At 66.2% G+C, this 24,681-nt stretch carries 22 protein-coding genes; 9 read left to right on the top strand and 13 right to left on the bottom strand.

Annotation, left to right across the window (positions count from 1 at the left end):
* The 3 genes from ACZK4H_RS13990 to ACZK4H_RS13980 all read left to right on the top strand — a co-directional run bounded on the left by ACZK4H_RS13990 (nt 1) and on the right by ACZK4H_RS13980 (nt 7,035).
* On the top strand, nt 1–4,977 hold the full coding sequence (locus ACZK4H_RS13990; protein ID WP_099552380.1) for an NAD-glutamate dehydrogenase: 4,977 nt from the start codon (nt 1–3) through the stop codon (nt 4,975–4,977).
* 292 nt (nt 4,978–5,269) lie between these two features.
* Complete coding sequence (locus tag ACZK4H_RS13985; RefSeq protein WP_049428363.1) at nt 5,270–6,043, top strand: NAD kinase; 774 nt, start codon at nt 5,270–5,272, stop codon at nt 6,041–6,043.
* Between the two features lie 47 nt (nt 6,044–6,090).
* On the top strand, nt 6,091–7,035 hold the full coding sequence (locus ACZK4H_RS13980; RefSeq protein ID WP_005410242.1) for a 5'-nucleotidase: 945 nt from the start codon (nt 6,091–6,093) through the stop codon (nt 7,033–7,035).
* A 135-nt stretch (nt 7,036–7,170) separates the two neighbouring features.
* Here ACZK4H_RS13980 and ACZK4H_RS13975 read toward each other — a convergent pair whose 3' ends face one another.
* The 11 genes from ACZK4H_RS13975 to asnS form a co-directional block, all read right to left on the bottom strand.
* A complete protein-coding gene (locus tag ACZK4H_RS13975; RefSeq protein WP_099552379.1) occupies nt 7,171–7,722 on the bottom strand; it encodes a DUF2939 domain-containing protein in 552 nt (183 codons plus the stop codon).
* Nucleotides 7,723–7,777: 55 nt separating this feature from the next.
* On the bottom strand, nt 7,778–8,464 hold the full coding sequence (locus tag ACZK4H_RS13970) for a DUF2461 domain-containing protein (RefSeq protein ID WP_099552378.1): 687 nt from the start codon (nt 8,462–8,464) through the stop codon (nt 7,778–7,780).
* Nucleotides 8,461–9,900, bottom strand: a complete 1,440-nt coding sequence (gene sbcB, locus ACZK4H_RS13965; RefSeq protein WP_099552377.1) for an exodeoxyribonuclease I — start codon at nt 9,898–9,900, stop codon at nt 8,461–8,463. Before sbcB ends, ACZK4H_RS13970 begins: the two co-directional genes overlap by 4 nt.
* Complete coding sequence (locus tag ACZK4H_RS13960; protein ID WP_099552376.1) at nt 9,900–11,267, bottom strand: FAD-dependent oxidoreductase; 1,368 nt, start codon at nt 11,265–11,267, stop codon at nt 9,900–9,902. The genes sbcB and ACZK4H_RS13960 overlap by 1 nt, the downstream gene beginning before the upstream one ends.
* A 31-nt stretch (nt 11,268–11,298) precedes the next feature.
* Nucleotides 11,299–12,573, bottom strand: coding sequence for a kynureninase (kynU, locus tag ACZK4H_RS13955; protein WP_099552375.1), 1,275 nt, complete (start codon nt 12,571–12,573; stop codon nt 11,299–11,301).
* Nucleotides 12,574–12,987: 414 nt separating this feature from the next.
* Nucleotides 12,988–13,509 (bottom strand): 3-hydroxyanthranilate 3,4-dioxygenase, encoded by a 522-nt coding sequence (locus ACZK4H_RS13950; RefSeq protein WP_099552398.1) that lies wholly within the window; start codon nt 13,507–13,509, stop codon nt 12,988–12,990.
* A gap of 19 nt (nt 13,510–13,528) precedes the next feature.
* The gene (can, locus tag ACZK4H_RS13945; protein WP_014037740.1) at nt 13,529–14,191 is read right to left on the bottom strand and encodes a carbonate dehydratase; all 663 of its coding nucleotides are present in this window, start codon (nt 14,189–14,191) and stop codon (nt 13,529–13,531) included.
* Nucleotides 14,192–14,263: 72 nt separating this feature from the next.
* Nucleotides 14,264–14,902, bottom strand: a complete 639-nt coding sequence (locus tag ACZK4H_RS13940) for an FMN-binding negative transcriptional regulator (protein ID WP_099552374.1) — start codon at nt 14,900–14,902, stop codon at nt 14,264–14,266.
* A 7-nt stretch (nt 14,903–14,909) separates the two neighbouring features.
* Nucleotides 14,910–15,224: a hypothetical protein gene (locus ACZK4H_RS13935; protein WP_006453002.1), complete on the bottom strand. Its 315-nt coding sequence runs from the start codon at nt 15,222–15,224 to the stop codon at nt 14,910–14,912.
* Nucleotides 15,225–15,231: 7 nt separating this feature from the next.
* The gene (locus ACZK4H_RS13930; RefSeq protein WP_005410232.1) at nt 15,232–15,531 is read right to left on the bottom strand and encodes a hypothetical protein; all 300 of its coding nucleotides are present in this window, start codon (nt 15,529–15,531) and stop codon (nt 15,232–15,234) included.
* Between the two features lie 30 nt (nt 15,532–15,561).
* Complete coding sequence (gene asnS / locus ACZK4H_RS13925) at nt 15,562–16,956, bottom strand: asparagine--tRNA ligase (protein WP_099552373.1); 1,395 nt, start codon at nt 16,954–16,956, stop codon at nt 15,562–15,564.
* 128 nt (nt 16,957–17,084) lie between these two features.
* Here asnS and ACZK4H_RS13920 point away from each other — a divergent pair, with 128 nt between their 5' ends.
* The 5 genes from ACZK4H_RS13920 to rplI all read left to right on the top strand — a co-directional run bounded on the left by ACZK4H_RS13920 (nt 17,085) and on the right by rplI (nt 19,463).
* Nucleotides 17,085–17,423, top strand: a complete 339-nt coding sequence (locus tag ACZK4H_RS13920; RefSeq protein WP_006376495.1) for a HesB/IscA family protein — start codon at nt 17,085–17,087, stop codon at nt 17,421–17,423.
* A 93-nt stretch (nt 17,424–17,516) separates the two neighbouring features.
* Nucleotides 17,517–18,059 carry a CbrC family protein gene (locus ACZK4H_RS13915; RefSeq protein WP_099552372.1) on the top strand — a complete coding sequence of 181 codons (543 nt, stop codon included), beginning with the start codon at nt 17,517–17,519 and terminating at the stop codon, nt 18,057–18,059.
* 170 nt (nt 18,060–18,229) lie between these two features.
* Nucleotides 18,230–18,667 carry a 30S ribosomal protein S6 gene (gene rpsF, locus ACZK4H_RS13910; protein WP_005410228.1) on the top strand — a complete coding sequence of 146 codons (438 nt, stop codon included), beginning with the start codon at nt 18,230–18,232 and terminating at the stop codon, nt 18,665–18,667.
* 11 nt (nt 18,668–18,678) lie between these two features.
* A complete protein-coding gene (rpsR, locus tag ACZK4H_RS13905) occupies nt 18,679–18,909 on the top strand; it encodes a 30S ribosomal protein S18 (RefSeq protein WP_002804494.1) in 231 nt (76 codons plus the stop codon).
* A 104-nt stretch (nt 18,910–19,013) separates the two neighbouring features.
* Complete coding sequence (gene rplI, locus ACZK4H_RS13900; protein ID WP_049408589.1) at nt 19,014–19,463, top strand: 50S ribosomal protein L9; 450 nt, start codon at nt 19,014–19,016, stop codon at nt 19,461–19,463.
* A 110-nt stretch (nt 19,464–19,573) separates the two neighbouring features.
* Here the strand turns inward: rplI and ACZK4H_RS13895 are convergent, their stop codons facing one another.
* Nucleotides 19,574–20,161, bottom strand: a complete 588-nt coding sequence (locus ACZK4H_RS13895) for a YwqG family protein (RefSeq protein ID WP_099552371.1) — start codon at nt 20,159–20,161, stop codon at nt 19,574–19,576.
* Nucleotides 20,162–20,265: 104 nt separating this feature from the next.
* On the bottom strand, nt 20,266–20,853 hold the full coding sequence (locus ACZK4H_RS13890; protein ID WP_099552397.1) for a DUF1963 domain-containing protein: 588 nt from the start codon (nt 20,851–20,853) through the stop codon (nt 20,266–20,268).
* 311 nt (nt 20,854–21,164) lie between these two features.
* On the opposite strand from ACZK4H_RS13890, the gene smc reads away from it, so the two are divergent.
* On the top strand, nt 21,165–24,668 hold the full coding sequence (smc, locus tag ACZK4H_RS13885) for a chromosome segregation protein SMC (protein ID WP_099552370.1): 3,504 nt from the start codon (nt 21,165–21,167) through the stop codon (nt 24,666–24,668).
* Nucleotides 24,669–24,681 lie beyond the last annotated feature (13 nt).

The following is a 24,681-nucleotide window of genomic DNA, read 5'->3' as shown; positions in this document are numbered from 1 at the left end:
ATGAAACCGCAAAAAACCGCAGCCAAGACCGTGAAAAACAAGACCAAACCAGCAGAGTCGGAGGTCGCAGTGACCGCTGGTTTCTCCCTGGAGCCGGTGTACACGGCATTGCGCAAGCGCTACCCCGCGGCCGCACAGGCCGAAGCAGTGGCGTTCGCCACTGACTTCTACAAGCGCATGGAGTCGGACGAGTTCCCGCACCACAGCGCTGAAGAGTGGGCCGCTCTCGCGGCTGAGACGCTGGAATTCGCCCGTGCCCGCAAGGCCGGCAAGGCCAACGTCCGCGTGTTCAATCCGACCGCGAAGGCCAATGGCTGGGAATCGCCGCACACGGTGCTGCAGATCGTCAACGACGACATGCCGTTCCTCGTCGATACCGTCACCATGTCGCTGGCCGAACAGGGCGTGGGCGTCCACGTGCTGGGCCACCCGGTGCTGCGCTTCAGCCGCGACAAGGCCGGCAAGCTGGTCAAGGTCGGCGAGGGTGATGCCGAGTCGGTGATGCTGCTGGAGATCGACCGCCAGCCGGCCGAAGCCATGGCCGCCATCGAACAGGCCATCAACAAGGCGCTGGACGAAGTGCGCGCGATCGTGCGCGACTGGCAGCCGATGAAGGACAAGGCGCTGGCGCTGGCCGACGACCTGGGCAAGCGCCAGCTGCCGGTCGACGACGCCTCGCGCAAGGAAGCACAGGAATTCCTGCGCTGGGCTGCCGACAACCACTTCACCTTCTTCGGCTACCGCGAGTACCGCGTCGAGAAGCAGGGCAAGGAAGATGTGCTGGCGCCGCTGAACGACACTGGCCTGGGCCTGATGCGCGGCAAGGACAAGTCCGCCGCCCGTCCGGTCAAGACCCTGGCCGCGCAGGGCCTGAACGCCACGTCCGGCCTGAAGGACGCGCTGATCCTGACCAAGACCAATGCCCGTTCGCGCGTGCACCGCGCCGGCTACATGGACTACATCGGCGTGCTGGAGTTCGACGCCAAGGGCAAGATCATCGGCGAGCAGCGCTTCCTTGGCCTGTTCACCTCCAGCGCCTACAACCGTCGCCCGTGGGAAATCCCGCTGGTGCGCCAGCGCCACGAGCACGTGATGAAGCAGTCGGGCCTGGCCCCGGCCAGCCACAGTGGCAAGGCGCTGCGCCACATCCTGGAAACCCTGCCGCGCGAAGAACTGTTCCAGTCCAGCGAGGACGAACTGTTCCGCACCGCCATGGGCGTGCTGGGCCTGCAGGAGCGCGTGCGCAGCCGCCTGTTCCTGCGCCGCGACAAGTACAGCCGTTTCATTTCCGCGCTGGTCTACCTGCCGCGCGAGCGCTTCAACACCGACGTTCGCCTGCGCATCGAAGCGATGCTGAAGGAAGCGCTGCACGGTGAGTACGTGGACAGCTCGGTGGTGCTGGGCGAATCGCCGCTGGCCCAGGTGCACCTGATCGTGCGCCCGAAGCCGGGTGAAATGCTCGACGTCGATACCGCCGAACTGGAGCAGAAGCTGGCCCAGGTGCTGCGCAACTGGCAGGACGACCTGCGTGAAGCGCTGGTCACCCGCCACGGCGAGAGCGAAGGCCTGCGCATCGCTGCCCGTATCGGCAAGGCGCTGCCGGCCGGCTACATCGAAGACAACAGCACCGCCGTTGCCGCCAACGATGTCAGCCAGCTCGACGCCCTGACCGGCCCGGACGACCTGCGCCTGAGCCTGCAGGCCGTGCCGCGCGAAAGCGGTGACGGCCTGCGCCTGAAGCTGTACCGCCAGCTGGACGACATCCCGTTGTCGGACGCGCTGCCGATGATGGAAAACATGGGCCTGCGCGTGATTGCGGAGCGTCCGTACCGCCTGTCGGTCGACAACGCCCCGGTGTACGTGCAGGACTTCGAGGTCGAATCGACCGCCGGTGCGATTGATGCCGCCAGCGTCGATGAAGCCTTCGGCGAGACCTTCGCCCGCGTCTGGCACGGCGATGCCGAGAACGATGGCTTCAACCGCCTGGTGCTGGCCGCCGGCCTGCACTGGCGCCAGGTCGCCATGCTGCGTGGCTACTGCAAGTACCTCCTGCAGACCGGCGTGCCGTTCTCACAGGCCTACGTGGAAGGCACCTTCGCGCGCTACCCGCTGCTGGCCCGCCTGCTGGTGGAACTGTTCGAAGCGCGCTTCGATCCGGCCACCGGCCATGAAAGCAAGGAAGACATCGCTGCCGGCCAGGCCCAGCTGAAGGCCCACCTCGACGTGCTGGCTGCAGGCGACGACGCCACCCTGAAGGTGCTCAAGACCGTGGTCGACGCCCGCAAGGGTGACCGCGACGCACAGATGCAGGCCGCGCGCGATGCGCTGCTGAAGCTGATGGACCGCGTGTCCAGCCTGGACGAGGACCGCATCCTGCGCTCGTTCATGGGCGTGATCGACGCGACCCTGCGCACCAGCTACTACCAGACCGATGCCAACGGCCAGCACGGCCACGTCATCAGCTTCAAGTTCGATTCGGCGCTGGTGCCGGACCTGCCGAAGCCGCGCCCATACCGCGAAATCTTCGTCTACGGCCCGCGCGTGGAAGGTACCCACCTGCGCTTCGGTGCCGTTGCCCGTGGCGGCCTGCGCTGGTCGGACCGTCGTGAAGACTTCCGTACCGAAGTGCTGGGCCTGGTCAAGGCGCAGATGGTCAAGAACACCGTCATCGTGCCGGTCGGCGCGAAGGGCGGCTTCTTCGCCAAGACCCCGCCGGTGAACGGCGACCGTGATGCGATCTTCGCCAACGGCGTGGCCTGCTACAAGCTGTTCATCCAGGGCCTGCTGGACATCACCGACAACATCGTCAACAACAAGATCGTGCCGCCGGTGGATGTCGTGCGCCACGACATGGACGATCCGTACCTGGTGGTGGCGGCCGACAAGGGCACCGCGACCTTCTCCGACATCGCCAACGGCCTGGCCATCGCGCACGGCTTCTGGATGGGCGATGCGTTCGCCTCCGGTGGTTCGGTCGGTTACGACCACAAGGGCATGGGCATCACCGCACGCGGTGCGTGGGAGTCGGTCAAGCGCCACTTCCGTGCGCTGGGCCGTGACAGCCAGAGCCAGGACTTCACCGCGGTCGGCGTCGGCGACATGTCCGGCGACGTGTTCGGCAACGGCATGCTGCTGTCGCGCCACATCCGCCTGGTCGCTGCCTTCGATCACCGCCACATCTTCCTGGACCCGAACCCGGATGCGGCCACCACGTTCGTCGAACGTGAGCGCCTGTTCACCGTGCCGCGTTCGAGCTGGGCGGACTACGATGCCAAGCTGATCAGCAAGGGCGGCGGCATCTATCCGCGCAGCCTGAAGTCGATCGAGATCACCCCGCAGGTGCGTGAAGCGCTGGGCCTGGACGACAACGTCAAGGCGCTGTCGCCGAACGATCTGATGAGCGCGATCCTGAAGGCACCGGTCGACCTGTTGTGGAACGGCGGCATCGGTACCTACGTCAAGGCCGCCAGCGAGCAGCACAGCGATGTCGGCGACCGCGCCAACAACGCCCTGCGCGTGAACGGTGGCGAGCTGCGCTGCAAGGTGGTGGGCGAGGGCGGCAACCTGGGCATGACCCAGCTGGGCCGCATCGAGGCCGCCCAGGCCGGCGTGCTGCTCAACACTGACTTCATCGACAACTCGGCCGGTGTGGACACCTCCGACCACGAAGTCAACATCAAGATCCTGCTCAACGATGTGGTGCGGGCCAAGAAGCTGACCGTCGAGCAGCGCAACAAGCTGCTGGCCTCGATGACCGATGAAGTCGCCGAGCTGGTGCTCAACGACAACTACCGCCAGAACCAGGCGCTGAGCCTGATGGAGCGGATGGCGGTCAAGCGCCTGGGTTCCAAGCAGCACTTCATCCGTACCCTGGAACAGCAGGGCCTGCTCGATCGCCAGATCGAGTTCCTGCCGTCCGACGCCGAGCTGTCGCAGCGCAAGGCACGCGGCCAGGGCCTGACCCGTCCGGAACTGTCGGTGCTGCTGTCCTACTCCAAGCTGGTGGCGTTCGCCCAGCTGCTGGATTCGGACATCCCGGAAGATCCGTACCTGTCCAAGGAACTGCAGCGCTACTTCCCGACCCCGCTGCAGAAGAAGTACGCCGACGCGATGGAGCGTCACCGCCTGAAGCGCGAAATCATCGCCACGGCCGTGACCAACCAGACCATCAACCGCATGGGCGCCACCTTCCTGATGCGCATGCAGGAAGACACCGGCCGTTCCATCGCCGAGGTCGCCAAGGCCTACACCATCAGCCGCGAAACGCTGGATGCACGCGCGCTGTGGGCGCAGATCGATGCCCTCGACGGCAAGGTGCCGGAGTCGGTGCAGATCGATGCACTGGAAGTGATCTGGAAGCTGCAGCGTTCGTTCGTGCGTTGGCTGCTGTCGCGCCCGGGTGCGATGCCGGGCATCACCGAAGCGGTCAACCGCTACCAGGGCCCGTTCAACGACATCCGCGTTGCTTCGGGTGTGCTGCCGGATTCGCAGCGTCCGACCTACGAAGCCCTGGTGGCCGAGTGGAAGGAAAAGGGCCTGCCGTCCGCGCTGGCGCAGCAGCTGGCCGAACTGCACTTCCTGGAGCCGGCGTTCGACATCATCGAACTGGCCCGCACCCGCAAGCTGAAGCCGGTGGACGTGTCCAAGGTCCACTTCCGCCTGGGCGATGCCCTGCAGCTGCCGTGGCTGTTCGAGCAGGTCGACGCGCTGGAGGTCAACGGTCGTTGGCACGCCGTGGCACGTGGCGTGCTGCGTGACGAACTGGCGGCCAACCACCGCAACCTGGCCGGCCAGGTGCTGGGCACCAAGGGCAGCAGCGCGGAGGCCAAGGTCGCAGCCTGGATGGGCCGTGACGACAACAGCCTGCGCTTCACCCTGGCGATGCTGGCCGAACTGGCCGAGCAGAAGACCCTGGACTACCCGACCGTCTCGGTCGCGGTGCAGCGCCTGGGCCAGCTGGCGGCACACGGTGCGTAAGTGATGTAGTGCCGGGCGCTGCCCGGCATGCTTGAAACAGAGCGGCCCCGCGAGAGCGGGGCCGTTCTGTTTCTGCCCTTGACCTTTGCGACCACCTGACCCGATGCCGGCCGTGAACCTGCCAGGTGGATGACCGGCATATCCGTCGGGACCGTGAGCGCCATGATGGCGCGATCGAGCCCCCAGGGATGGGTTTACGGCGTGTCCCGGCGGATATGCCGGCCATCCGCCCCACGGGGTCCAACTCCCGGCGCTCGGTTATGCTCTCCATCAAACCCACCCGGATCCACCGATGAGCGACACCCCCCGCATCGCTTTCCTGGCCAGCACCACCGAGCCCGCGCAGATGGCCCGCGCGGCCATGGTGTCGCGCTATGGCGACTACGCGCCCGAGCAGGCCGACGTGCTGTGCCCGCTGGGTGGTGATGGCTTCATGCTGCAGACCCTGCACCGGCATGGGCATCTGGGCAAGCCGGTGTTCGGCATGAAGCTGGGCACGGTCGGTTTCCTGATGAACCAGTACCGTGGCGACGAAGACGTGCATGCCCGCATCGCCCGCGCCGAGCCGGCCCATCTACGCCCGCTGGAAATGGTGGCGCTGACCGAGTCCGGTACCAGTACCGGTTCGCTTGCCTACAACGATGTTTCGCTGCTGCGCCAGACCCGGCAGGCCGCGCATATCGGCATCGACCTGAACGGCCAGGAGCGCGTGGCCGAACTGATCGGCGACGGCGTGCTGGTGGCCACCCCGGCCGGCAGCACCGCCTACAACTATTCCGCGCATGGTCCGGTGCTGCCGCTGGGCTCGCACACCATCGCGCTGACGCCGTTGGCCCCGTACCGGCCGCGGCGCTGGCGCGGCGCGATCCTGAAGGCCGATACCGAGGTGCGCTTCCGGGTGCTCGATCCGTACAAGCGCCCGGTCAGCGTGACCGCCGATTCGCACGAGACCCGCGACGTGGTCGAGGTGACCATCCGCGAGTCGAAGGACCGCCGCGTGACCCTGCTGTTCGACCCGGAGCACAACCTGGAAGACAGGATCCTGAGCGAACAGTTCGTTTTTTGAGGACAATAGGCGGCCGGCCACGCCGACCGCTTGAAGGACCCCCACCGATGGGCGACAACTCTCCCCGTTTGCTGACCGTTGCGGTGACCTCGCGCGCATTGTTCGACCTCGAGGAAAGCCACGCGCTGTTCGAGAGCGATGGCGTGGCGGCGTACGCCGAATTCCAGCGCCAGCACGAGGACGACATCCTCGGCCCCGGCGTGGCCTTCCCGGTGGTGCGCAAGCTGCTGGCGCTGAACCAGGGCGCCAGCCCGGAGAACCCGCGGGTCGAGGTGATCCTGCTGTCGCGCAACTCGGCCGATACCGGCCTGCGCATCTTCAATTCGATCCAGCACTACGGCCTGGGCATCATCCGCGCCACGTTCACTGCCGGTGAACCGACCTGGCCGTACGTGAAGCCATTCGGTACCGACCTGTTCCTGTCGGCCAACCCCGAATCAGTGCGCAGTGCGCTGCGTCATGGCATCGCCGCGGCCACCATCCTGCCCAAGCCGCCCGGCGAGACTGCAGCAGCAGCGGCCGACCAGATCGATACCGGTCGCCCGGCCGGGCAGCTGCGCATCGCCTTCGACGGTGACGCTGTGATCTTCGGCGACGAGAGCGAGCGCATCTCGCGCGAGCAGGGCGTGGAGGCGTTTGGCCGCCACGAGCGTGAACGTGCCCGCGAACCGCTCAGTGGTGGACCGTTCCGTGGCTTCCTTTCGGCGCTGCATACGCTGCAGGAAGTGTTCCCGGCCGGCGAGAGTGCGCCGATCCGTACCGCGCTGGTGACCGCGCGTTCGGCGCCGGCCCATGAGCGGGTGATCCGCACCCTGCGGGAGTGGGGTGTGCGCCTGGATGAGGCGCTGTTCCTTGGTGGGCGCCACAAGGGCCCCTTCCTGCAGGCCTTCGGCGCCGACATCTTCTTCGACGATTCGCAGCACAACATCGACAGTGCGCGCGAACACGTGGCCGCCGGCCATGTGCCGCATGGCGTCGCCAACGAGGGGTGAAACCATGCCGGGTGGGTGCCAACCGTTGGTTGGCACTGCCATGCATCGGCGCCCACCAAGGTGGGCATCTACCAGAGCGCTGTGTCCCGGTAGTTGCCAAAGCTGGTTGGCATTGCCGTCAGGCCACGGGTCCGATCAAGGGCTGCCTGACATCCCCAACTGCAGGTCCACCACCTTCCAGCGCAGGCCCTGCGGTTCCAGCACCACCTTCAACGGCGGCTGGCCCGGGCCGCGATCAACGTCGATCACGAAGCGGTCCAGCGCTTCAAAGTGATGCTCGGCGTTTTTCAACGGCCGTGCCGGTTCGGTCGGGCCGAAGGCATCGCCGCCCTGCAGTTCATTGCGACCGCGCTTCCACAGCACGTGGCCCTGCAGCATCGCGCCGATGCCGGTCGGGGTCACCATGGTGTCCACCGCAGCACCGCCGAGCTGGTCGCCCAGGCCGTAGAGCAGGGCGCCGAACGGGCTGGCCGCTACATCCGGGCCGGCCTGGCGCACCATATAGTCATTGAGCTGCGCGCGCAGGCTGCTGCGCACGCGCGGGAAATCGACGTAGCGTTCCAGTCGCGCCGTGTCACGTTCTTCGATGGCCTTGGACAGGCCATGCACGGTCATGTACGGGCCACCGAACCACCACGCAGCCAAGGCCAGGACCAGCAGCACAGCCAGTGCAGTGAGCTTCTTCATGCTGTCCAGACTGCCGCAAGTGAGGCAGCCAGTGGTGAACGGCAGGTGATGCGGCTCAGAACTCCAGGTCCAGCGCCGCGCACAGGTAGTCGACGAACGGGCCGAGCCCAGCCAGGTCCTTGCCCAGCGTGGACAACAGGCGCGGGCCGGTCATGGTGGCATCGTCCAGCGAGCGCCACATCACCCAGCTGCGGTGCTTGAGGTCGTCAATGAATTCGAAGTCGGCCGGGAAGCCACGTGGCGGGCGCACCAGCTTCTCGCTCTCCTCGAAGTCGAAGCGCTTGCGCAGCGCCGGAGCATGCGCGGCGGCCTTCCAGCTGCCCGGGTTGTCGAGAATGAAGTGGCGCACGCGGCGCTGCGTCTCGGGTTCTGGGTGCCACAGGCCAGCGCCGACGAAGCTCTCGCCCGGCTGCAGGTGCACGTAGAACGAGGGCGCGGCCACTTCGCGGCGGCGCTCATGGAACAGGCGTGCACCCTGCCAGGTCTTGTACGGCGACTTGTCGTTGGAAAAACGCGCGTCACGATGGATGCGGAACAACGAGCCACCGACGCCGCGGGTATCGGCGCGGAAGTGTTCGCTGACCTCGGCCAGCGCCGGCTGGAGGTCGCCAAGCAGGCGCAGGAACGGCTGCCGCACGTGGTCTTCGTACTGCTGGCGGTGATCGTTGAACCAGGCCTTGTCGTTGTGCCGCGCAAGGCTGCGCAGGAACTTGAAGCTGGCGTCCGAGAAATAAGTGCTCACAGCGTCTCCTGCAGGTGCTGGCCCCAGTCGCGCAGCGATTGCAGCAGGGCCTGGCGCCGGGTGTCCTCGGGCGCTTCGGCGGCCAGTGCATCCAGCTGCTGCTGGTACTGGGACAGGTTGAGTTCGCCCAGGCCGCCGTCTCCGAGCAGGCGCTGGCGGCGGTAATCCTGCCAGCGCTGGCGTTCAGCCGGCGCGAGGCTGCCGGGATGGTTGCGCGCACGGTAACGGAACAGCAGTTCGGGCAGGCGCGGGTCACGGAAGCGGCCTTCCAGCGCGGCCAGCTGATCAGGCGCGGTGGTACGGGCCAGGGCCAGCAACGGCTTGTCACCGTTGCCGAGGAATCCGTCGTACAGCGATGCATCGACATCGGCCACGGTGGCCACGCGCGGCTGGTTGTAGACCTGGCGCGCCTTCTCCGCCAGCTGTGGGGCGAATTCGCGCAGGCGCTCGATCCTGGCTTCGATGGCCGCCACGTCCAGGCCCAGGCGCTCGTGGTCGTCGGCACGCAGGTGGTTCCAGGCGATCAGCGCCGGCACCTTGTTGACGTGCACCTCCTTCAGCGGCACCCGTGCAACGCCCTCGGGCAGCTCGCTGGCGCGCATGTACAGGCGCTGTGCGATCACGTCGGCCGGCAGTGCCAGCAGGTCGTCGATGTCGCCGTCCAGGTCGAACACGATCACCCGGTTGCTGATCGTTGGGTGCATGGCCAACGGCAGCACCGGCGCCGCGCACAGGCGGCTGGCTGGATAGCGCATGGAAATGTGCAGCACCGGCTTCATCGCGGTTACATCCAGCAGGCTGCCGACAAAACGCTTGTCGCGCAGCTTCAGGGCGTAGTCCCACAGGCGCGGTTGCGACTGCTTGAACAGCCGCGCCATGCCGATCGTGGCACGCACGTCGGACAGCGCTTCGTGCGCATCGCCTTCGCGCACGTTGTTGGCCTCGGCCAGGTGTTCGAGCTTGAAGGAGGTGGCACCGTCCTCGCGCAGCGGCCACTGGATGCCGTCCGGACGCATCGCGCGCATCAGCCGCAGCATGTCCAGCAGGTCCCAGCGCGAATTTCCGTTGCGCCACTCGCGTTCGTACGGGTCATGGAAGTTGCGGAACAGGCCGTAGCGGACGAATTCATCGTCGAAGCGCAGCGTGTTGTAGCCAAGTGCGCAGGTGCCGGGGCGCGACAGCTGCTCGTTGATGCGGTCGAAGGCTTCGGCCTCGCTGATGCCCTCGGCCAGTGCCTGCTGCGGGGTGATGCCGGTGACCAGGGTGGCCATCGGCGAGGGCAGCAGATCGTCGGCCGGGCGCACGAAGAAGCTGACGGGGGTGTCGATCTCGTTCAGATCGGCGTCGGTACGGATCGCGGCATACTGCGAGATGCGCGTGCGCCGCGGGTCCTGTCCGAAGGTTTCCAGGTCGTAGAACAGGAAGCTGTCAGCCATCAGTGCGCGCCCTCCAGGACCGGCAGCTGCGCATGGATCTGCGCTTCCAGTGCCGCCCAGTCGATGTTGTCCAGTGAATCGAGGCCGGCCGTGGCCGCCACCAGCATGTCGCGTTGAAGCTCGGTGCGGCGCAGGGCTTCCGCGTACGGCGTATGCAGGAAGGTGACCATCGTGTAATGCGGCACGAAGCGGGTCGGCCAGCGCCGCTGCAGTTCCTGCTCCAGCTCACGCTGCAGCAGGAAGGCGGGATCGGCCACGCGGTCGCGCATTTCCAGGTAGTTCTCCAGCGCCATCTGCTGGATCGCACGCGCGTTCGGCTTGCGCTCGGCTTCGAACGCGGCGAACGCACCCTCCAGATCATCCGCTTCCATCAGGTGACGGGCCAGAGCCACGCAATCCTCGAACGCGCAGTTCATGCCCTGTCCGTGGAACGGCACCATCGCATGCGCGGCATCGCCGATCAGTACCGCACGGCCCTGCTGGTGCCAGCGATCGAGCGTCAGCGTGCCAAGCAGGCCCGGCGGGTGCTGTTCCCAGTCCGCGCGCAGGTTCGGGATCAGCGGCAGGGTGTCGGCGAATTCGCGCGCGAACAATGCTTCGGCCTGTGCGCCGGTGTTGATCGTGGCAAAACTGGGGTCGCCCTGGTTGGGCAGGAACAGCGTGACGGTGAAGGTGCCTTCGTGATTGGGCAGGGCGATGCACATGTAGTGGCCGCGCGGCCAGATATGCAGCGCGTTGCGCTCGATACGGAAGCTGCCATCGGCGGCCGGCGGAATTTCCAGCTCCTTGTAGGAGTGGTCGAGGAAGGCGATGTCCTCACCCAGCGGCGCCCGCCGGTTCATCGCCGCGCGCAGCGCCGAGCCTGCACCATCGGCGCCGATCAGGGTGTCGAAGCGGATGTCGTGCGGGCTGTCGTCGCGGTCATCGATGAAGCGTGCGTAGCCGGCATCGAAATCGACGGTGTGCAGGCGGCGGTGGAAGTGCACGGTCGCGCCAGCCTGTTCGGCCAGTTCCAGCAGCGTGGTGTTCAGGTCGCTGCGGTGGATCGACCAGATCACTTCGCTGTCGTCGCGGCCATAGCGCTGCAACTGAGGTTCGCCTTCGCGCGGATGCACCATGCGGCCGCGCATCATCACCGCGCGCGCCATGACCTCGTCTTCCACACCGGCCTGGCGCAGCGCGTTGCGCCCACGCTCGGCCAGCGCCAGGTTGATCGAGCGGCCGCTCTCGTAGTCGGCCACGCGCGGATCGCCGCGGCGTTCGTACAGGGTGATGCGCCAGCCCTGGCGTGACAGCAGGATGGCCAGCAGGGACCCGGCGAGGCCGGCACCGATAATGCTCAACGAGCGGGAGGCGTGTGCGATCAACGAACTGTCCAGCAGTAGGGGAGGGGCCGGCTCAGAGGCCGGCCCAGGCTTCCACTTCCTCGACGAAATGGTGCACGTCCAGGTAGCGGTTGTAGAGCGGGGTGGGCGAGATGCGGATCACGTCCGGCTCGCGCCAGTCGCCCAGCACGCCGATGCCGCGCAGGTGCTCGAACAGCGCGCGGCCGCGCTCGCGGCCACCGATCACGCGCAATGACAGTTGGCAGCCACGGCGTTGCGGCTCGGCCGGGGTGATGATGTCGAGCACGCCGGACAGGCGTGCGCGTACAAGCGCTTCGAGCATGCCTGTCAGGGCCAGCGACTTGCTGCGCAGCGCCTCCATGCCGGCGCGCTCGAACAGGTCCAGCGACGCGCGCAGCGGCGCCAGGCCGAGGATCGGCGGATTGCTGAGCTGCCAGCCTTCGGCACCGATGGCGGGGGTGAACTGCGGTGCCATCTGGAAGCGGGTGGATTCCTCATGGCCCCACCAGCCGGCAAAGCGCGGCAGGGTGGTGTCGCGGTGATGGCGCTCGTGCACGAAGGCACCGGCCACGGCGCCCGGGCCGCTGTTGAGGTATTTGTAGTGGCACCACACGGCGAAATCGGGTGCGATGTCATGCAGGCGCAGCGGCAGGTTGCCGACCGAATGTGCCAGGTCGAAGCCGATGCGCGCGCCCTGCAGGCGGGCAGCACGGGTGATTGCATCGAGGTCGAAGGCCTGGCCGGTGCGGTACTGCACGCCGGGCCACAACACCAGGGCCAGGCGCGGGCCGTGTTCGGTGATGGCGCGCTCGATCGCGGTGAGCGAGATCGTTCCGCTGGCTTCGTCCGGTTGCACTTCCACCAGGCACTCGGCCGGGTCGAACCCATGGAAACGGATCTGCGCTTCCACCGCGTGGCGGTCGGTCGGGAACGCACCGGCTTCCATCAGGATCACCGGGCGCTGCGCGGTCGGCCGGTAGAAGCTGACCATCATCAGGTGCAGGTTCACGCTCAGCGTGTTCATCGCCACCACTTCGCTGGGCAGTGCACCAACCACGCGGGCCAGCTGCGCGCTCACCAGGCGGTGGTAGGACAGCCACTGCGTCGGGCCGGTGAAGTGGCCTTCCACCGCCAGCTCGCCCCACTGCTTCATCACTTCCTGCACGGCGGCCTGAGCGCCACGCGGCTGCAGGCCCAGCGAGTTGCCGACGAAGTAGGTCTGCTCGCCGCCGCCATGGCGCGGAATCAGGAATTCGTTACGCAGCGGGCGCAGCGGATCGGCGGCGTCCAGGGCAATGGCGTGGGTGCGGCTGAGCAGGTCGGACATGGTCGGGCAACAGGCTGCAACGGGGCTGCCAGTGTAGCGCCTGGGGCCTGGCCGGGGCGCTGCCAACCTTACGCCAGCGCCACATGACCCGGTAGTCGCCAACCTTGGTTGGCGCACGTGCGAGCAAACGCCCACCAAGGTGGGCATCTACCACAGCGGGAGCGAGCAAGCGCCCACCAAGGTGGGCATCTGCCACAGCGGGAGCGAGCAAACGCCCACCAAGGTGGGCATCTACCAGAGCGGGTGCGAGCAAGCGCCCACCAAGGTGGGCATCTACCAGAGCGGGAGCGAGCAAACGCCCACCAAGGTGGGCATCTACCACAGCGGGAGCGAGCAAGCGCCCACCAAGGTGGGCATCTACCAGAGCGGGAGCGAGCAAGCGCCCACCAAGGTGGGCAACGACCGTTCTCTGGCTCAGCCCGCGGCTGGCACCGGCAGCGGGTCCACATGCCCGCATTCGCTGCAGGTGCGCAGCTCCAGGCTGGCGTGGTAGCGCGCGAACACCTTGGGCAGGTCGGTTTCGATGTTCTGCAGCGGAAAATACTCTTCGTGCAGCTTGTGGTTGCAGCGTTCGCAATGCCAGATCACGCCGTCCTTCTCGTGCGGCAGGCGCTTGCGCTCGACCACCAGGCCGATGCCACCGGGCGGGCGCCGCGGCGAATGCGGCACCTTGGCCGGCAGCAGGAAGATCTCGCCGGCGCGGATCGGAATGTCGCGCACCGCGCCGTCTTCCTGAACCTTCAGCACCATCTCGCCTTCGAGCTGGTAGAACCACTCCGGGCCTTCGTCGTAGTGGAAGTCGGTACGCGAGTTCGGCCCGCCCACCACCATCACGATGAAGTCGCCGTTGTCGATCATCTTGTTGCCCACCGGTGGCTTCAGCAGGTGGCGGTTTTCTTCGATCCAGGCGTGCAGGTTGATCGGCGAAGCGAGCATGGTGGTCATCCGTAAGGGATCAGTCGCGCTTGCCCTTGCGCGGGACGTAGGACAGGGCCTTTTCATACGCCGGCTGCAGCTCTTCCTGCGAACCGACGTCGATGCCCATCTCGCGCACGCGCCCGTCCTTCAGGCTGTAGACCCAGCCGTGCACCATCAGCTTCTGGCCGCGGGCCCAGGCGTCCTGCACGATGGTCGAGCGGCACAGGTTGGCAACCTGCTCGATCACGTTCAGTTCGCACAGGCGTGCGTGCTTGAGCTCATCGGTCTCGATCGCATCGAGGATGCCGGTGTGCTTCTGCATCACATCGCCCACGTGGCGCAGCCAGTTGTCGGCCAGGCCGACGCGGGTGTTGTGCAGGCAGGCATGCACGCCGCCGCAGCCGTAGTGGCCGACGATCAGGATGTGCTTCACTTTCAGCTGGTCCACCGCGTACTGCACCACGCTCAGGCAGTTCAGGTCGGTGTGGGCGACCACGTTGGCGACGTTGCGGTGCACGAACACTTCACCCGGGGCCATGCCGATGATCTGGTTGGCCGGCACGCGCGAATCGGAGCAGCCGATCCACAGGTACTCGGGGTGCTGCTGCTTGGCCAGCTGGTGGAAGAACTCAGGGTCTTCCTTCTCGATGCGGTCGGCCCAGTCGCGGTTGTTCTGCAGCAGCTTGTGGATGTCTTTCATGTTCGGGTCCCTGGCGTCGGGTGTGGGCGCGCCGCAGCCATCCGGCTGCGTCATCGCGGGAATCTGGGGCGTTCAGTCGCTGCGGGCGGCCTGTTCGCGATGCCAGCGCATCCACTGCGCCAACTCGGTGGAAGAGGGAGTGCCCAGCTGTTCCAGCTCGGCGATCACTGCGCGCTGGTTGGCATCGGGATGGTTCTGGCTCAGCTTGAGCTTCAGCTGCACCTGCTCGACCTGGAAACGGAAGCCGACGATGGCGCGCAGCTCGGGGCCATGCTCGGCACGCGTGGCATCGAACTGCCAGTCCTGGCCGACGCTGGCCTCGAAGCGGTCGCTGATCGCGCCGACCAGTTCGGCCAGTGAACCGGTGTCGTCGAAGGTCTGCAGCTGGCCACGCAGCTCGGCGGCGGCGTAGTTCCAGGTGGGTACCCGCGCGGCGGGCTCCTTGTCCGGATACCAGCTGGCTGAGACATAGCCGTGCGGGCCGTCGACCAGTACCTTGGCCGCGCCGCTTCGGCGCGACTGCGGGTTGGCGCGGGCCCAGTGGCCGCGCAGTTCGATGTGTTCGCCGTCGCGGTGGTACAGCACCGGCATCCGGGTCAGCTCGGGCAGGCCGTCGCTGCCGACGGTGAGCACGGTGACGAACGGGTCACGCACCAGCAGGCGATCCAGCCAGAGCAGGTCGGTCTCGGCGAAGGCGCGCGGGGTGAACATGCCGGGGTCAGGCGCGCCCGCCCAGCGACTGGATCATGCGGCCACGCAGGCCCTCGTCGCTGTCGGCCTGCGGCGGCTGCACTTCGTGCAGGCTGAAGCCGCGCACCAGCGCGTCCTCCTCGTCCAGGCCGTCGTACTCGACGAACTCGGCGTCGAACAGCTGCGAACGGGCGGTGTCTTCGCTGTCATAGCTCAGCGTGTTGCCATCGCTGTCGAGCACTTCGGCGGTGCCGGCCGGGCGCACGCGCAGGCGCGCCCAGATCAGGGTGTTGCCGAGGCTGGCCAGCCACCAGCTGTCGCGCGAGGCGGTGATGTCATTCATGAGCGTATTACCAGAGCGAGGCCAGCCAGAGCAGGGCGGCCATGCCCAGTCCGGCCAGCAGGGTCAGCAGCGATACCCAGGCCGGCGTCGCCAGACCGGACAGCGAGCGGTCCGGCTGCTGGCGATAGTCACGGCGCAGCAGCCAGGCCAGGGCATCGGGCTTGAGGAAGGCGCCGCTGCCGAAGCGCGCGGCGAGCGCCGGATGGCGGTCGCGCACATGCACCAGGGTCAGCGGCCAGAAGATCACGAAGGCACTGAACCCGGCCACTGCAACGCCGACGAAACAGAGGGCGAAGAACAGGGTCATGGGGGCAGTACCTCCGTGGTCGTATGGGGCTTAGAAGTCCGCGCTGCCCGGGGCGCGCGGGTAGGGGATCGCATCGCGGATGTTGGACAGGCCGCAGACGTATACCACCAGGCGTTCGAAGCCCAGGCCGAAGCCGGCGTGCGGCACCGAACCATAGCGGCGGAAATCGCGGTACCAGCTGTAGTGCTCACGATCCAGGCCGAACTGGGCCATGCGCGCGTCCAGCACGTCCAGGCGCTCTTCGCGCTGGCTGCCGCCGATGATCTCGCCGATGCCCGGGGCCAGCACGTCCATCGCGGCAACGGTCCTGCCGTCGTCGTTCAGGCGCATGTAGAAGGCCTTGATGTGCTCCGGATAGTTGGTCACCACCACCGGGCGGCCGACGTGTTCCTCGGTCAGCCAGCGCTCGTGCTCGGTCTGCAGGTCCAGGCCCCATTCGACCGGGAAGTCGAACTTCTTGCCGGACTTCTGCAGCAGGCTGACCGCATCGGTGTAGTCGATGCGCTCGAACGGTGCGTTGATGAAATCTTCCAGCTTGGTGATCGCGTTCTTGTCCACGCGCTCGGCGATGAAGGCCAGGTCGTCGCTGCGCTCGTTCAGCACCGCGCGGAACAGGTACTTCAGGAACTCTTCGGCCAGGCGTGCGTCTTCGGCCAGGTCGGCGAAGGCGATTTCCGGCTCGATCATCCAGAACTCCGCCAGGTGGCGGGTGGTGTGGCTGTTCTCGGCGCGGAAGGTCGGGCCGAAGGTGTAGACCTTGCTCAGCGCCAGGCAGTAGGCCTCGACATTCAGCTGGCCGGACACGGTCAGGAAGGTTTCCTTGCCGAAGAAGTCGCGGCTGAAATCGATCGCGCCCTTCTCGTCACGCGGCAGGTTCACCATGTCCAGGGTGGACACGCGGAACATCTGGCCGGCGCCTTCGGCGTCGGAGGTGGTGATGATCGGGGTGCTGATCCAGTTGAAGCCGTTCTCGTGGAAGAAACGGTGCACGGCCTGGGCCAGGCAGTTGCGGATGCGGGTGACCGCACCGAACAGGTTGGTGCGCGGGCGCAGGTGCGCCACTTCGCGCAGGAACTCCGGCGACATCGGCTTGGGCTGGATCGGGTAGGTGAGCGGGTCTTCGACCCAGCCGACCACCTCCAGCGCGCTGGCCTGGATCTCGAACGACTGGCCCTTGCCCTGCGACTTCACCAGGGTGCCGGTGGCGATGACCGAGCAGCCGCTGGTCAGGCGCTTGATCTCGTCGAAGTTGGCCAGGCTGTCGCCGGCCACGACCTGGATCGGGGCGAAGCAGGAGCCGTCGCTCACATTCACGAAAGCCAGATTCGCTGAACCGCGCACCGTGCGCACCCATCCGCGTACCGTGACTTCGCCGCCTTCCGGGATCTTCCCGGCAAGCGCATGTTCAACGCTGACCACCGTCATGACTTGAATCCTCTGCTGATCGACTCGATCTGTGAACACGGGAGTTTACCGGTTGCAGCGTTCTGCTTGCGAGGCATTTTTCGCGGCAACGGCTCCTTATAATGTCCCCGTACCTCTGGAGTAGCCCCATGGCCGTCAGCCTGACCCCCATTGCCTTCGAGCGCGTGCAGCGCTTTGTCGCCCAGACCCCCGGCGCGCTGGGCCTGCGTTTCGGCGTGACCAAGACCGGTTGCTCGGGCTGGGGTCACATCACCGACCTGGCCCGCGACGAGCGCGAGGGCGATACCGTGTTCGACCAGGACGGCGTGAAGATCTACGTCGATGCCAAGAGCCTGGCGCTGGTGGACGGCACCGTGATCGACTTCGGCAAGCACGGCCTGAGCGAGACGTTCACGTTCAGCAACCCCAACGCCACCGCCGAGTGTGGTTGCGGCGAGAGCTTCACCACCGACGCCGACAAGGCCTGAAGGCTGGTCCTGGCATGCGCCGGGCGTGGCCCGGCGCTACCGGGGGCTGCCCTGGTAGATGCCGACCTTGGTCGGCAGGGAGGGGATCCACGGATGGAACGACCGCTTTTCATTCATCACCCCAACGCCTACACCCTCTCCTTCGAAGAGGTCGTCGGGGTCTGCGACTGCTGCGGTCAGCCGCGCGCACTGCGCTACCGGGGGCCGTTCTACTCCGTTCTGAGCCCCGATTACCTGTGCCCCTGGTGTATCGCCGATGGCAGGGCGGCGGCCAGCTACGAGGGTGAATTCACCGGCTGGTGCGATATCGAAGGGGTGTCTCCGGACCCGGCCGACCCGCCGCCGACCATCGCCCGCGAGCTGCTGCTGGAAATCTGCGAGCGCACGCCGGGCTACTCGTCCTGGCAGCAGTCGGTCTGGCTGAGCCACTGTGAGCGGCCCTGCGCCTTCCTCGGCTTCGCCGGCAACGAAGACCTGCTGCCCATCCTCGACCAGGTCCGGCCCGATGTGGCGGCGGTCAATCCACGCGACGCCGATTGGGTGCTGGCGCACCTGAGCCGGGACGGGATGATGGTCGGCTGCCTGTTCCAGTGCCTGGAATGCGGCCAGCATCGCCTTCACGTCGATCTGGGCTGAATACGCTGGCGGGTTCAGGTTGTGCCGTGGCCGCCCGGTTGCCCGCCATCCCCTTCTGCGCCATAATGCGCGGCTTCCTGCCTCCCTGGCGGGAATCCTTGCCCCACCGCGGTCTCAACGGCGGGGGGCTGTCCGGCCGCAAGGCCACATCCGAAAGGTAGAAAAAAAACATGAGTCGTCATTACGAAATCGTGTTCATGGTCCACCCGGACCAGAGCGAGCAGGTCCCGGCCATGATCGAGCGCTACAAGTCGCTGGTCGAGAACGGCAACGGCACCATCCACCGTCTGGAAGACTGGGGCCGCCGCCAGCTGGCGTACCCGATCCAGAACCTGGTGAAGGCCCACTACGTGCTGATGAACATCGAAGCCGACCAGGCCGTTCTGAACGAACTGACCGAGAGCTTCCGCTTCAACGACGCCGTGCTGCGCAACCTGGTCATCAAGCGTGACGAGGCTGACACCGAGCAGTCGCTGATCATGAAGAGCAAGGACGAGAAGGGTGACAAGCCGGAGCGCGGTGAGCGCCGTCGTCGTGACGACGAAGAAGGCGAGTCCAACAACACCGCTGACAACGAAGCCGGCGACGACGCCGCTTCCGCCGCCTAAGGAGCCTTCCCATGTCCAAGTTCTTCCGTCGCCGCAAGTTCTGCAAGTTCACTGCTGAAGGTGTGAAGGAGATCGACTACAAGGATCTCAACACCCTGCGCCAGTACCTGACCGAGAACGGCAAGATCGTGCCGAGCCGCGTCACCGGTACCAAGTCGAAGTACCAGCGCCAGCTGGCGACCGCCGTCAAGCGCGCTCGCTTCCTGGCCCTGATTCCGTACACCGACAACCACGACGTCTGATGCCCGGCGGGGCGGCCCGGTGCCGCCCCGCTGTGCCAGCTATTCGGACAGCCTTTGTTGCGGGGCATCGCCTCGCTAACGAATAACTCATCTGGAGCAATACCATGCAGCTGATCCTCCTGCAGAAAGTCACCAACCTCGGCAACCTGGGCGACCTGGTCGACGTGAAGCCGGGCTACGGCCGTAACTTCCTCGTGCCGCAGGGCAAGGCCGTTCCGGCCACCGAGAGCAACAAGGCCGAGTTCGAAGCCAAGCGCGCCGAATACGAAGCCAAGGCCCAGGCCATCCACGCCGACGCTGACGCCCGCAAGGCGAAGCTGGAAGGCGCGAGCGTGACCATCCCGGCCAACGCTTCGACCGAAGGCAAGCTGTACGGCTCGGTCGGCGCCCGCGAAATCGCCGATGCCTTCACCGCTGCCGGCCTGCCGGTCAGCAAGAGCGAAGTCATCCTGGGCGAAGGCGCCTTCCGCAACATCGGCGAATACGACGTGCTGATCCACCTGCACGCCGACGTCGAGACCACCGTCAAGGTCGTCGTCGTCGCCGAAGCCTGATCCCGCGCCGCAAGGCCTGGAATCATCGCAGAACGGGCGCCCGCAAGGGTGCCCGTTTTTTTTGGGGCGATCGCAGGGTATGTGGAGTCGAACCATGCTCGACTGGCTGCTCAGGTCGTCTGGATGACGAATCGACCGCAATCCATCGAAGGTGAGGAAATGTTGCGATCAAGCAACAGATAGCCCATTCCTCCGACCAGGATTCCTCGATGCGTCGGTGCTGCCCGGTTCAATCGGGAACCGTTGATCTGGAGGATGAATTCCCGTCCATCAGTGCAATCGTCCTGAAGCCAAGCGGGAATTCCGCCAACCTTGGCGATTCCGTTCTCGGCGTCATCCGGGATGGAGGCGGTGGCAGTGGCGATCAGGCGCGGGTCAAAAGGCGGCGCTGCGCTGTCTGCGCCGGGTTCGTGGGGCGCGTAAGCGATGACACGTCCGCCAGTCAGTAGAGCGGTTTCGATGTAGGCATCATCAAGAACGTCATAAGGCGTGAAGATCGACAGGCAGAGATGCGTTTTGATGGCGATCTTCGGGGCATGCGTTTGAATGAAAGGCGCAGGCAGGCTCGCAAGATGGAGCATTGGCTTCCCATTTGCGTCGCGCGGCCAGGGGATATCTGCAGACAGATACGGGGCGCCTCCCAGGAAAGCGCGGCCCTGAGCTTGGCCATGGCTCTCGAATACAAGTTCTCTATACATGGATGAGTCCGACGGTATTGAGGGGCGAGCCAGTGATGACCTGTTCTTCTTCAGCCTGATGAGTCATAGCCGGCCGAGGTCGGGCAACTGACCCGGCCCGTCTCTCAAGTCGTCTGGATGACGAATCGACCGCAGTTCGTCGAAGCTGTTTGAATGTTGCGATCAAGCAACAGATAGCCCATTCCGCCGACCAGGATTCCTCGATGCGTCGGTGCTGCCCTATCAAGATCGAATTCATCGAACTGAAGGACGAACGCCTGGCCCTCTGATTCGTCATCCTGCAGCCAGCAAGGCTGTCCTCCAATTTGCGAAGTTCCGTGAAGTGCTTCGCGCTCAGCCACCGCCGTCCCGGCGCAAATGCGGCGTGGTCCAATTGGCGCGCAGGGGGAGACTGTCGGTTCATGCCCGGGGCAGTGAGCAATTACGCGGCCACCATGGTTCATGGCTTCTTCGAATCTATCCTCGCCCGAGGCGACGTAAGGCGTGAAGACCGAAATGCTCAGCCCAGGCGCGATGTCCAGTCCGGCGACGTGGTTTCGAATGAATGCGGCCGGAAAACTGGCCAGGTGAAGCAGTGCGTGTCCATGGATGCTGGTTGGCCAAGGGGTACGGGCATCCAGCCAAGCGGTCCCGCCGAGCACAGGAGCGGTCATCGCGTCGTCGGCGTAGGTAAATGAAAGTGGTCGATGCATCCCTCCATTCTGCATGGCTTCTAATGTGCCGGGCTGTGACTCGCTTCAATAATCACTAAATATCAATGACTTGCGATTTGATCGGCGGTTTGGGAAATCGTCACGCCGGGCGCAAAGCGACATCTGGACCCATTTCAAGCGCGCTCCGAGCCGGTCATCCCGCCCGTGGAACATTCGCGCCGTTATACTCGTTCCATTGTGTCACCCTTGGCTTCATTGAATTCTTATGAAATCAATGGCTTGAGGTGCTGGCTGACCTGACATCCACAATACGGACGCCCTCTGGGCGCCTGTTGGAACCCAATCACGCCATGCGTCTTTCCACGATCAAGCTGTCCGGCTTCAAGTCGTTCGTCGATCCGACCACCCTGCACCTGCCGACCAACATGACCGGCGTGGTGGGGCCCAACGGCTGCGGCAAGTCGAACATCATCGACGCCGTGCGCTGGGTCATGGGCGAAAGTTCGGCCAGCCGCCTGCGTGGCGACTCGCTGACTGACGTGATCTTCTCCGGCTCCAACGCCCGCAAGCCGGTGTCGCAGGCCACGGTTGAGCTGATCTTCGACAACTCCGACCACACGATTTCCGGCGAGTACGCCTCGTTCAACGAAATCTCGGTGAAGCGCACGGTCAGCCGCGACGGCACCAGCAACTATTACCTCAACGGCACCAAGTGCCGCCGCCGCGATATCACCGATCTGTTCCTCGGCACCGGCCTGGGCCCGCGCAGCTACTCGATCATCGAGCAGGGCATGATCAGCCAGATCATCGAGGCGCGCCCGGAAGACCTGCGCGTGTACCTGGAAGAGGCGGCTGGCATCTCCAAGTACAAGGAGCGCCGCAAGGAGACCGAGACCCGCATCCGCCACACCCGCGAGAACCTGGACCGGCTGGGTGACCTGCGCGACGAGATCAGCAAGCAGCTCGAGCATCTCAAGCGCCAGGCCAAGCAGGCCGAGCAGTACCAGGCGCTGCAGGAAGAGCGCAGGGTCAAGGACGCCGAGTGGAAGACGCTGGAGTTCCGTGGGCTCGACGGGCGCCTGTCGAAGCTGCGCGAGGGCCTGTCGCAGGAAGAGACCAGGCTGCAGCAGCTGATCGCCGACCAGCGTGACGCCGAGGCCCGCATCGAGACTTCGCGCGTGCGCCGCGAAGAGGCTGCCGATGCGCTGAACACCGCGCAGGCCGCGGTCTACCAGGTCGGCAGCACGCTGGCACGCGTCGAACAGCAGATCCAGCACCAGCGCGAACTGTCGCAGCGCCTGCACAAGGCGCGCGACGAGACCCGCCAGGCGCTGGCCGAACTGGGCCAGCACATCAGCGGCGACGAGGCCAAGCTGATGGTGCTGCGCGAGGCGGTGGAAGCTGCCACCCCGCAGCTGGAGGAGCTGCAGGAAGAGAACGAGATCAAGCAGGAAAGCCTGCGCGAGGCCGAAGACCGGCTGGCCAGCTGGCAGCAGCGCTGGGAACAGCACACCTCGCAGAGTTCGGAGGCCTCGCGCGCCGGCGACGTCGAGCGCACGCGCGTGGACTACCTGGACAAGCAGATCCTCGACGCCGACCGGCGTCGTGAAGCGCTGGCCGCCGAACGCGCCGGCCTGGACGTGGACGCGCTGGAAGAAGCCTTCGAGCAGCTGCACCTGCAGCACGACACGCAGAAGACCGCGCTGGATGAATTGAGCGAAGACGTCGAGCTGCGCAAGCAGGGCGTGGTGGGGGTGCAGGAACAGCAGCGCAATGGCCAGAACGAACTGGCGGAACTGCGCAAGCAGGCCAACGGCCTGCGCGGTAGGCTGGCCTCACTGGAAACCCTGCAGCAGGCCGCGCTGGGCCAGGAGCAGGGCGCGGCCGTGGCCTGGTTGAAGGCGCGTGGGTTGGACTCGGCGGCGCGTGTCGGCGAACGCCTGGACGTTGATGCGGGCTGGGAAAACGCGGTTGAAAGCGCGCTCGGCCAGTTGATCGAAGGCGTGCTGGTCGACGACCCGGCCAGCCTGGTCGACGCCCTCGGCGAACTTGGCGAGGGCCACATTGCGTTGGTCGCCAACGCGGGTGCCGACGTCAAGGTTGCCCCGACCTCGCTGGCCGCCCGCGTGCGTGGCCCGGCAGCGATCCGTCGCCTGCTGGCGCACCTGCACGGTGCCAAGGATCTGTCCGAGGCCAAGGCGCTGCAGGCCAGCCTGCCGGAAGGCGATTCGATCATCACCCAAGGCGGCGAGCGCCTGGGCCAGGGCTGGCTGGGTGTGTCGCGTTCCGGTGCGGCCCAGCAGGGCGCGCTGCTGCGCGAACGTGAGATCAACGAACTGCGTGAGCAGATCGAGCAGCTGCAGGACCGCGAAGCCGAGCTGGAAGAACAGCTGGCAGGCTTCCGCGAGCAGCTGCAGGCCGCCGAGCAGCAGCGCGAAGACGCGCAGCGTGCGCTGTACCAGACCCATCGTGCGGTCTCCGAGCTGGCGGGCCAGTTGCAGGGCCAGCAGGGCAAGGTGGAGGCGGCGCGTGCCCGCATCGACCGCATCGAAGGTGAGCTGAAGCAGTTGCAGGAAACGCTGGAAGCCAACAACGAGCAGGCGCGTGAAGCGCGCTCACGGTTGGAGAATGCGGTCAGCAGCATGGGCGACCTGGAATCGACCCGGCAGCGACTGGAGGGCGAGCGCCGCCAGCTGACCGAGGCCCGCGACCTGGCGCGCGATGCTGCACGCGCGGTGCGTGAGCGCTCGCATTCGCTGGCGCTGACCCTGGAATCGCAGCGGGCGCAGCTGGCCTCGTTGAGCCAGGCATTGGAGCGCATGGGCACCCAGCGCGGGCAGCTGGATTCGCGGCTGGGCGAACTGCATTCGCAGCTGGATGAAGGTGATTCGCCGGTCGAGTCGCTGCAGGCCGAGCACCAGAACGCGCTGGAAGAGCGCGTGCGGGCCGATCGCGTGCTGACCGAGGCGCGCACCCTGCTGGACGGCATCGACGCCGAGCTGCGCAACTACGAACAGACCCGCCACCAGCGCGACGAGCAGGCGCTGGCCCAGCGCGAGCGCATTTCGCAGCGCAAGCTGGACCAGCAGGCGCTGGTGCTCAGTGCGGACACCCTGCAGGGCGCGGTGGAGAAGGCCGGCTTCGTGCTGCAGGACGTGCTCAACGCACTGCCCGAGGATGCCCGCCTGGGCGACTGGGAGCAGGCCGTGCACCAGATCGATGGCCGCATGCGCCGGCTGGAGCCGGTCAACCTGGCTGCCATCCACGAGTACGGCGAGGCCTCGCAGCGCTCGGATTACCTGGATTCGCAGCACACCGACCTGACCACGGCGCTGGAAACCCTGGAAGATGCGATCCGCAAGATCGACCGCGAGACCCGCGGCCGCTTCAAGGACACCTTTGATCGTGTCAATGCTGGCGTGCAGGCGCTGTACCCGCGCCTGTTCGGTGGCGGCCACGCCTACCTGGAGCTGACCGGTGAAGACCTGCTCGACACCGGCGTGACCATCATGGCGCGCCCGCCGGGCAAGCGCGTGTCCAGCATCTCGCTGCTGTCCGGCGGCGAGAAAGCGATGACCGCAGTGGCGCTGGTGTTCGCCATCTTCCAGCTGAATCCCGCGCCGTTCTGCCTGCTGGACGAGGTGGACGCGCCGCTGGACGAAGCCAACGTCGGCCGCCTGGCCAACATGGTCAAGGAAATGAGCGAGAAGGTGCAGTTCCTGTTCGTCAGCCACAACAAGGCGACGATGGAGGCGGCGCACCAGCTGTCGGGCGTGACCATGCGCGAGCCGGGCGTCAGCCGCCTGGTCAGCGTGGACCTGGAAGAAGCCGCGCGATTGGCGGGCGCGGCCTGACGTGCCATCCTAG

The organism is Stenotrophomonas sp. 78350_Sma, from assembly GCF_056482105.1.
This window is presented reverse-complemented; position numbering and strand designations above follow the sequence as displayed.

What these genes read in the sequence shown, in the direction of transcription:
- ACZK4H_RS13890 (WP_099552397.1), bottom strand. Translation starts at nt 20,853, where the DNA reads ATGCATCGACCACTTTCATTTACCTACGCCGACGACGCGATGACCGCT.
- rplI (WP_049408589.1), top strand. Translation starts at nt 19,014, where the DNA reads ATGCAGCTGATCCTCCTGCAGAAAGTCACCAACCTCGGCAACCTGGGC.
- ACZK4H_RS13980 (WP_005410242.1), top strand. Translation starts at nt 6,091, where the DNA reads ATGGGCGACAACTCTCCCCGTTTGCTGACCGTTGCGGTGACCTCGCGC.
- ACZK4H_RS13920 (WP_006376495.1), top strand. Translation starts at nt 17,085, where the DNA reads ATGGCCGTCAGCCTGACCCCCATTGCCTTCGAGCGCGTGCAGCGCTTT.
- ACZK4H_RS13985 (WP_049428363.1), top strand. Translation starts at nt 5,270, where the DNA reads ATGAGCGACACCCCCCGCATCGCTTTCCTGGCCAGCACCACCGAGCCC.
- rpsF (WP_005410228.1), top strand. Translation starts at nt 18,230, where the DNA reads ATGAGTCGTCATTACGAAATCGTGTTCATGGTCCACCCGGACCAGAGC.
- rpsR (WP_002804494.1), top strand. Translation starts at nt 18,679, where the DNA reads ATGTCCAAGTTCTTCCGTCGCCGCAAGTTCTGCAAGTTCACTGCTGAA.
- ACZK4H_RS13940 (WP_099552374.1), bottom strand. Translation starts at nt 14,902, where the DNA reads ATGTTCACCCCGCGCGCCTTCGCCGAGACCGACCTGCTCTGGCTGGAT.
- ACZK4H_RS13975 (WP_099552379.1), bottom strand. Translation starts at nt 7,722, where the DNA reads ATGAAGAAGCTCACTGCACTGGCTGTGCTGCTGGTCCTGGCCTTGGCT.
- asnS (WP_099552373.1), bottom strand. Translation starts at nt 16,956, where the DNA reads ATGACGGTGGTCAGCGTTGAACATGCGCTTGCCGGGAAGATCCCGGAA.
- ACZK4H_RS13950 (WP_099552398.1), bottom strand. Translation starts at nt 13,509, where the DNA reads ATGCTCGCTTCGCCGATCAACCTGCACGCCTGGATCGAAGAAAACCGC.
- ACZK4H_RS13930 (WP_005410232.1), bottom strand. Translation starts at nt 15,531, where the DNA reads ATGACCCTGTTCTTCGCCCTCTGTTTCGTCGGCGTTGCAGTGGCCGGG.
- sbcB (WP_099552377.1), bottom strand. Translation starts at nt 9,900, where the DNA reads ATGGCTGACAGCTTCCTGTTCTACGACCTGGAAACCTTCGGACAGGAC.
- can (WP_014037740.1), bottom strand. Translation starts at nt 14,191, where the DNA reads ATGAAAGACATCCACAAGCTGCTGCAGAACAACCGCGACTGGGCCGAC.
- ACZK4H_RS13895 (WP_099552371.1), bottom strand. Translation starts at nt 20,161, where the DNA reads ATGTATAGAGAACTTGTATTCGAGAGCCATGGCCAAGCTCAGGGCCGC.
- ACZK4H_RS13990 (WP_099552380.1), top strand. Translation starts at nt 1, where the DNA reads ATGAAACCGCAAAAAACCGCAGCCAAGACCGTGAAAAACAAGACCAAA.
- ACZK4H_RS13915 (WP_099552372.1), top strand. Translation starts at nt 17,517, where the DNA reads ATGGAACGACCGCTTTTCATTCATCACCCCAACGCCTACACCCTCTCC.
- kynU (WP_099552375.1), bottom strand. Translation starts at nt 12,573, where the DNA reads ATGTCCGACCTGCTCAGCCGCACCCACGCCATTGCCCTGGACGCCGCC.
- smc (WP_099552370.1), top strand. Translation starts at nt 21,165, where the DNA reads ATGCGTCTTTCCACGATCAAGCTGTCCGGCTTCAAGTCGTTCGTCGAT.
- ACZK4H_RS13935 (WP_006453002.1), bottom strand. Translation starts at nt 15,224, where the DNA reads ATGAATGACATCACCGCCTCGCGCGACAGCTGGTGGCTGGCCAGCCTC.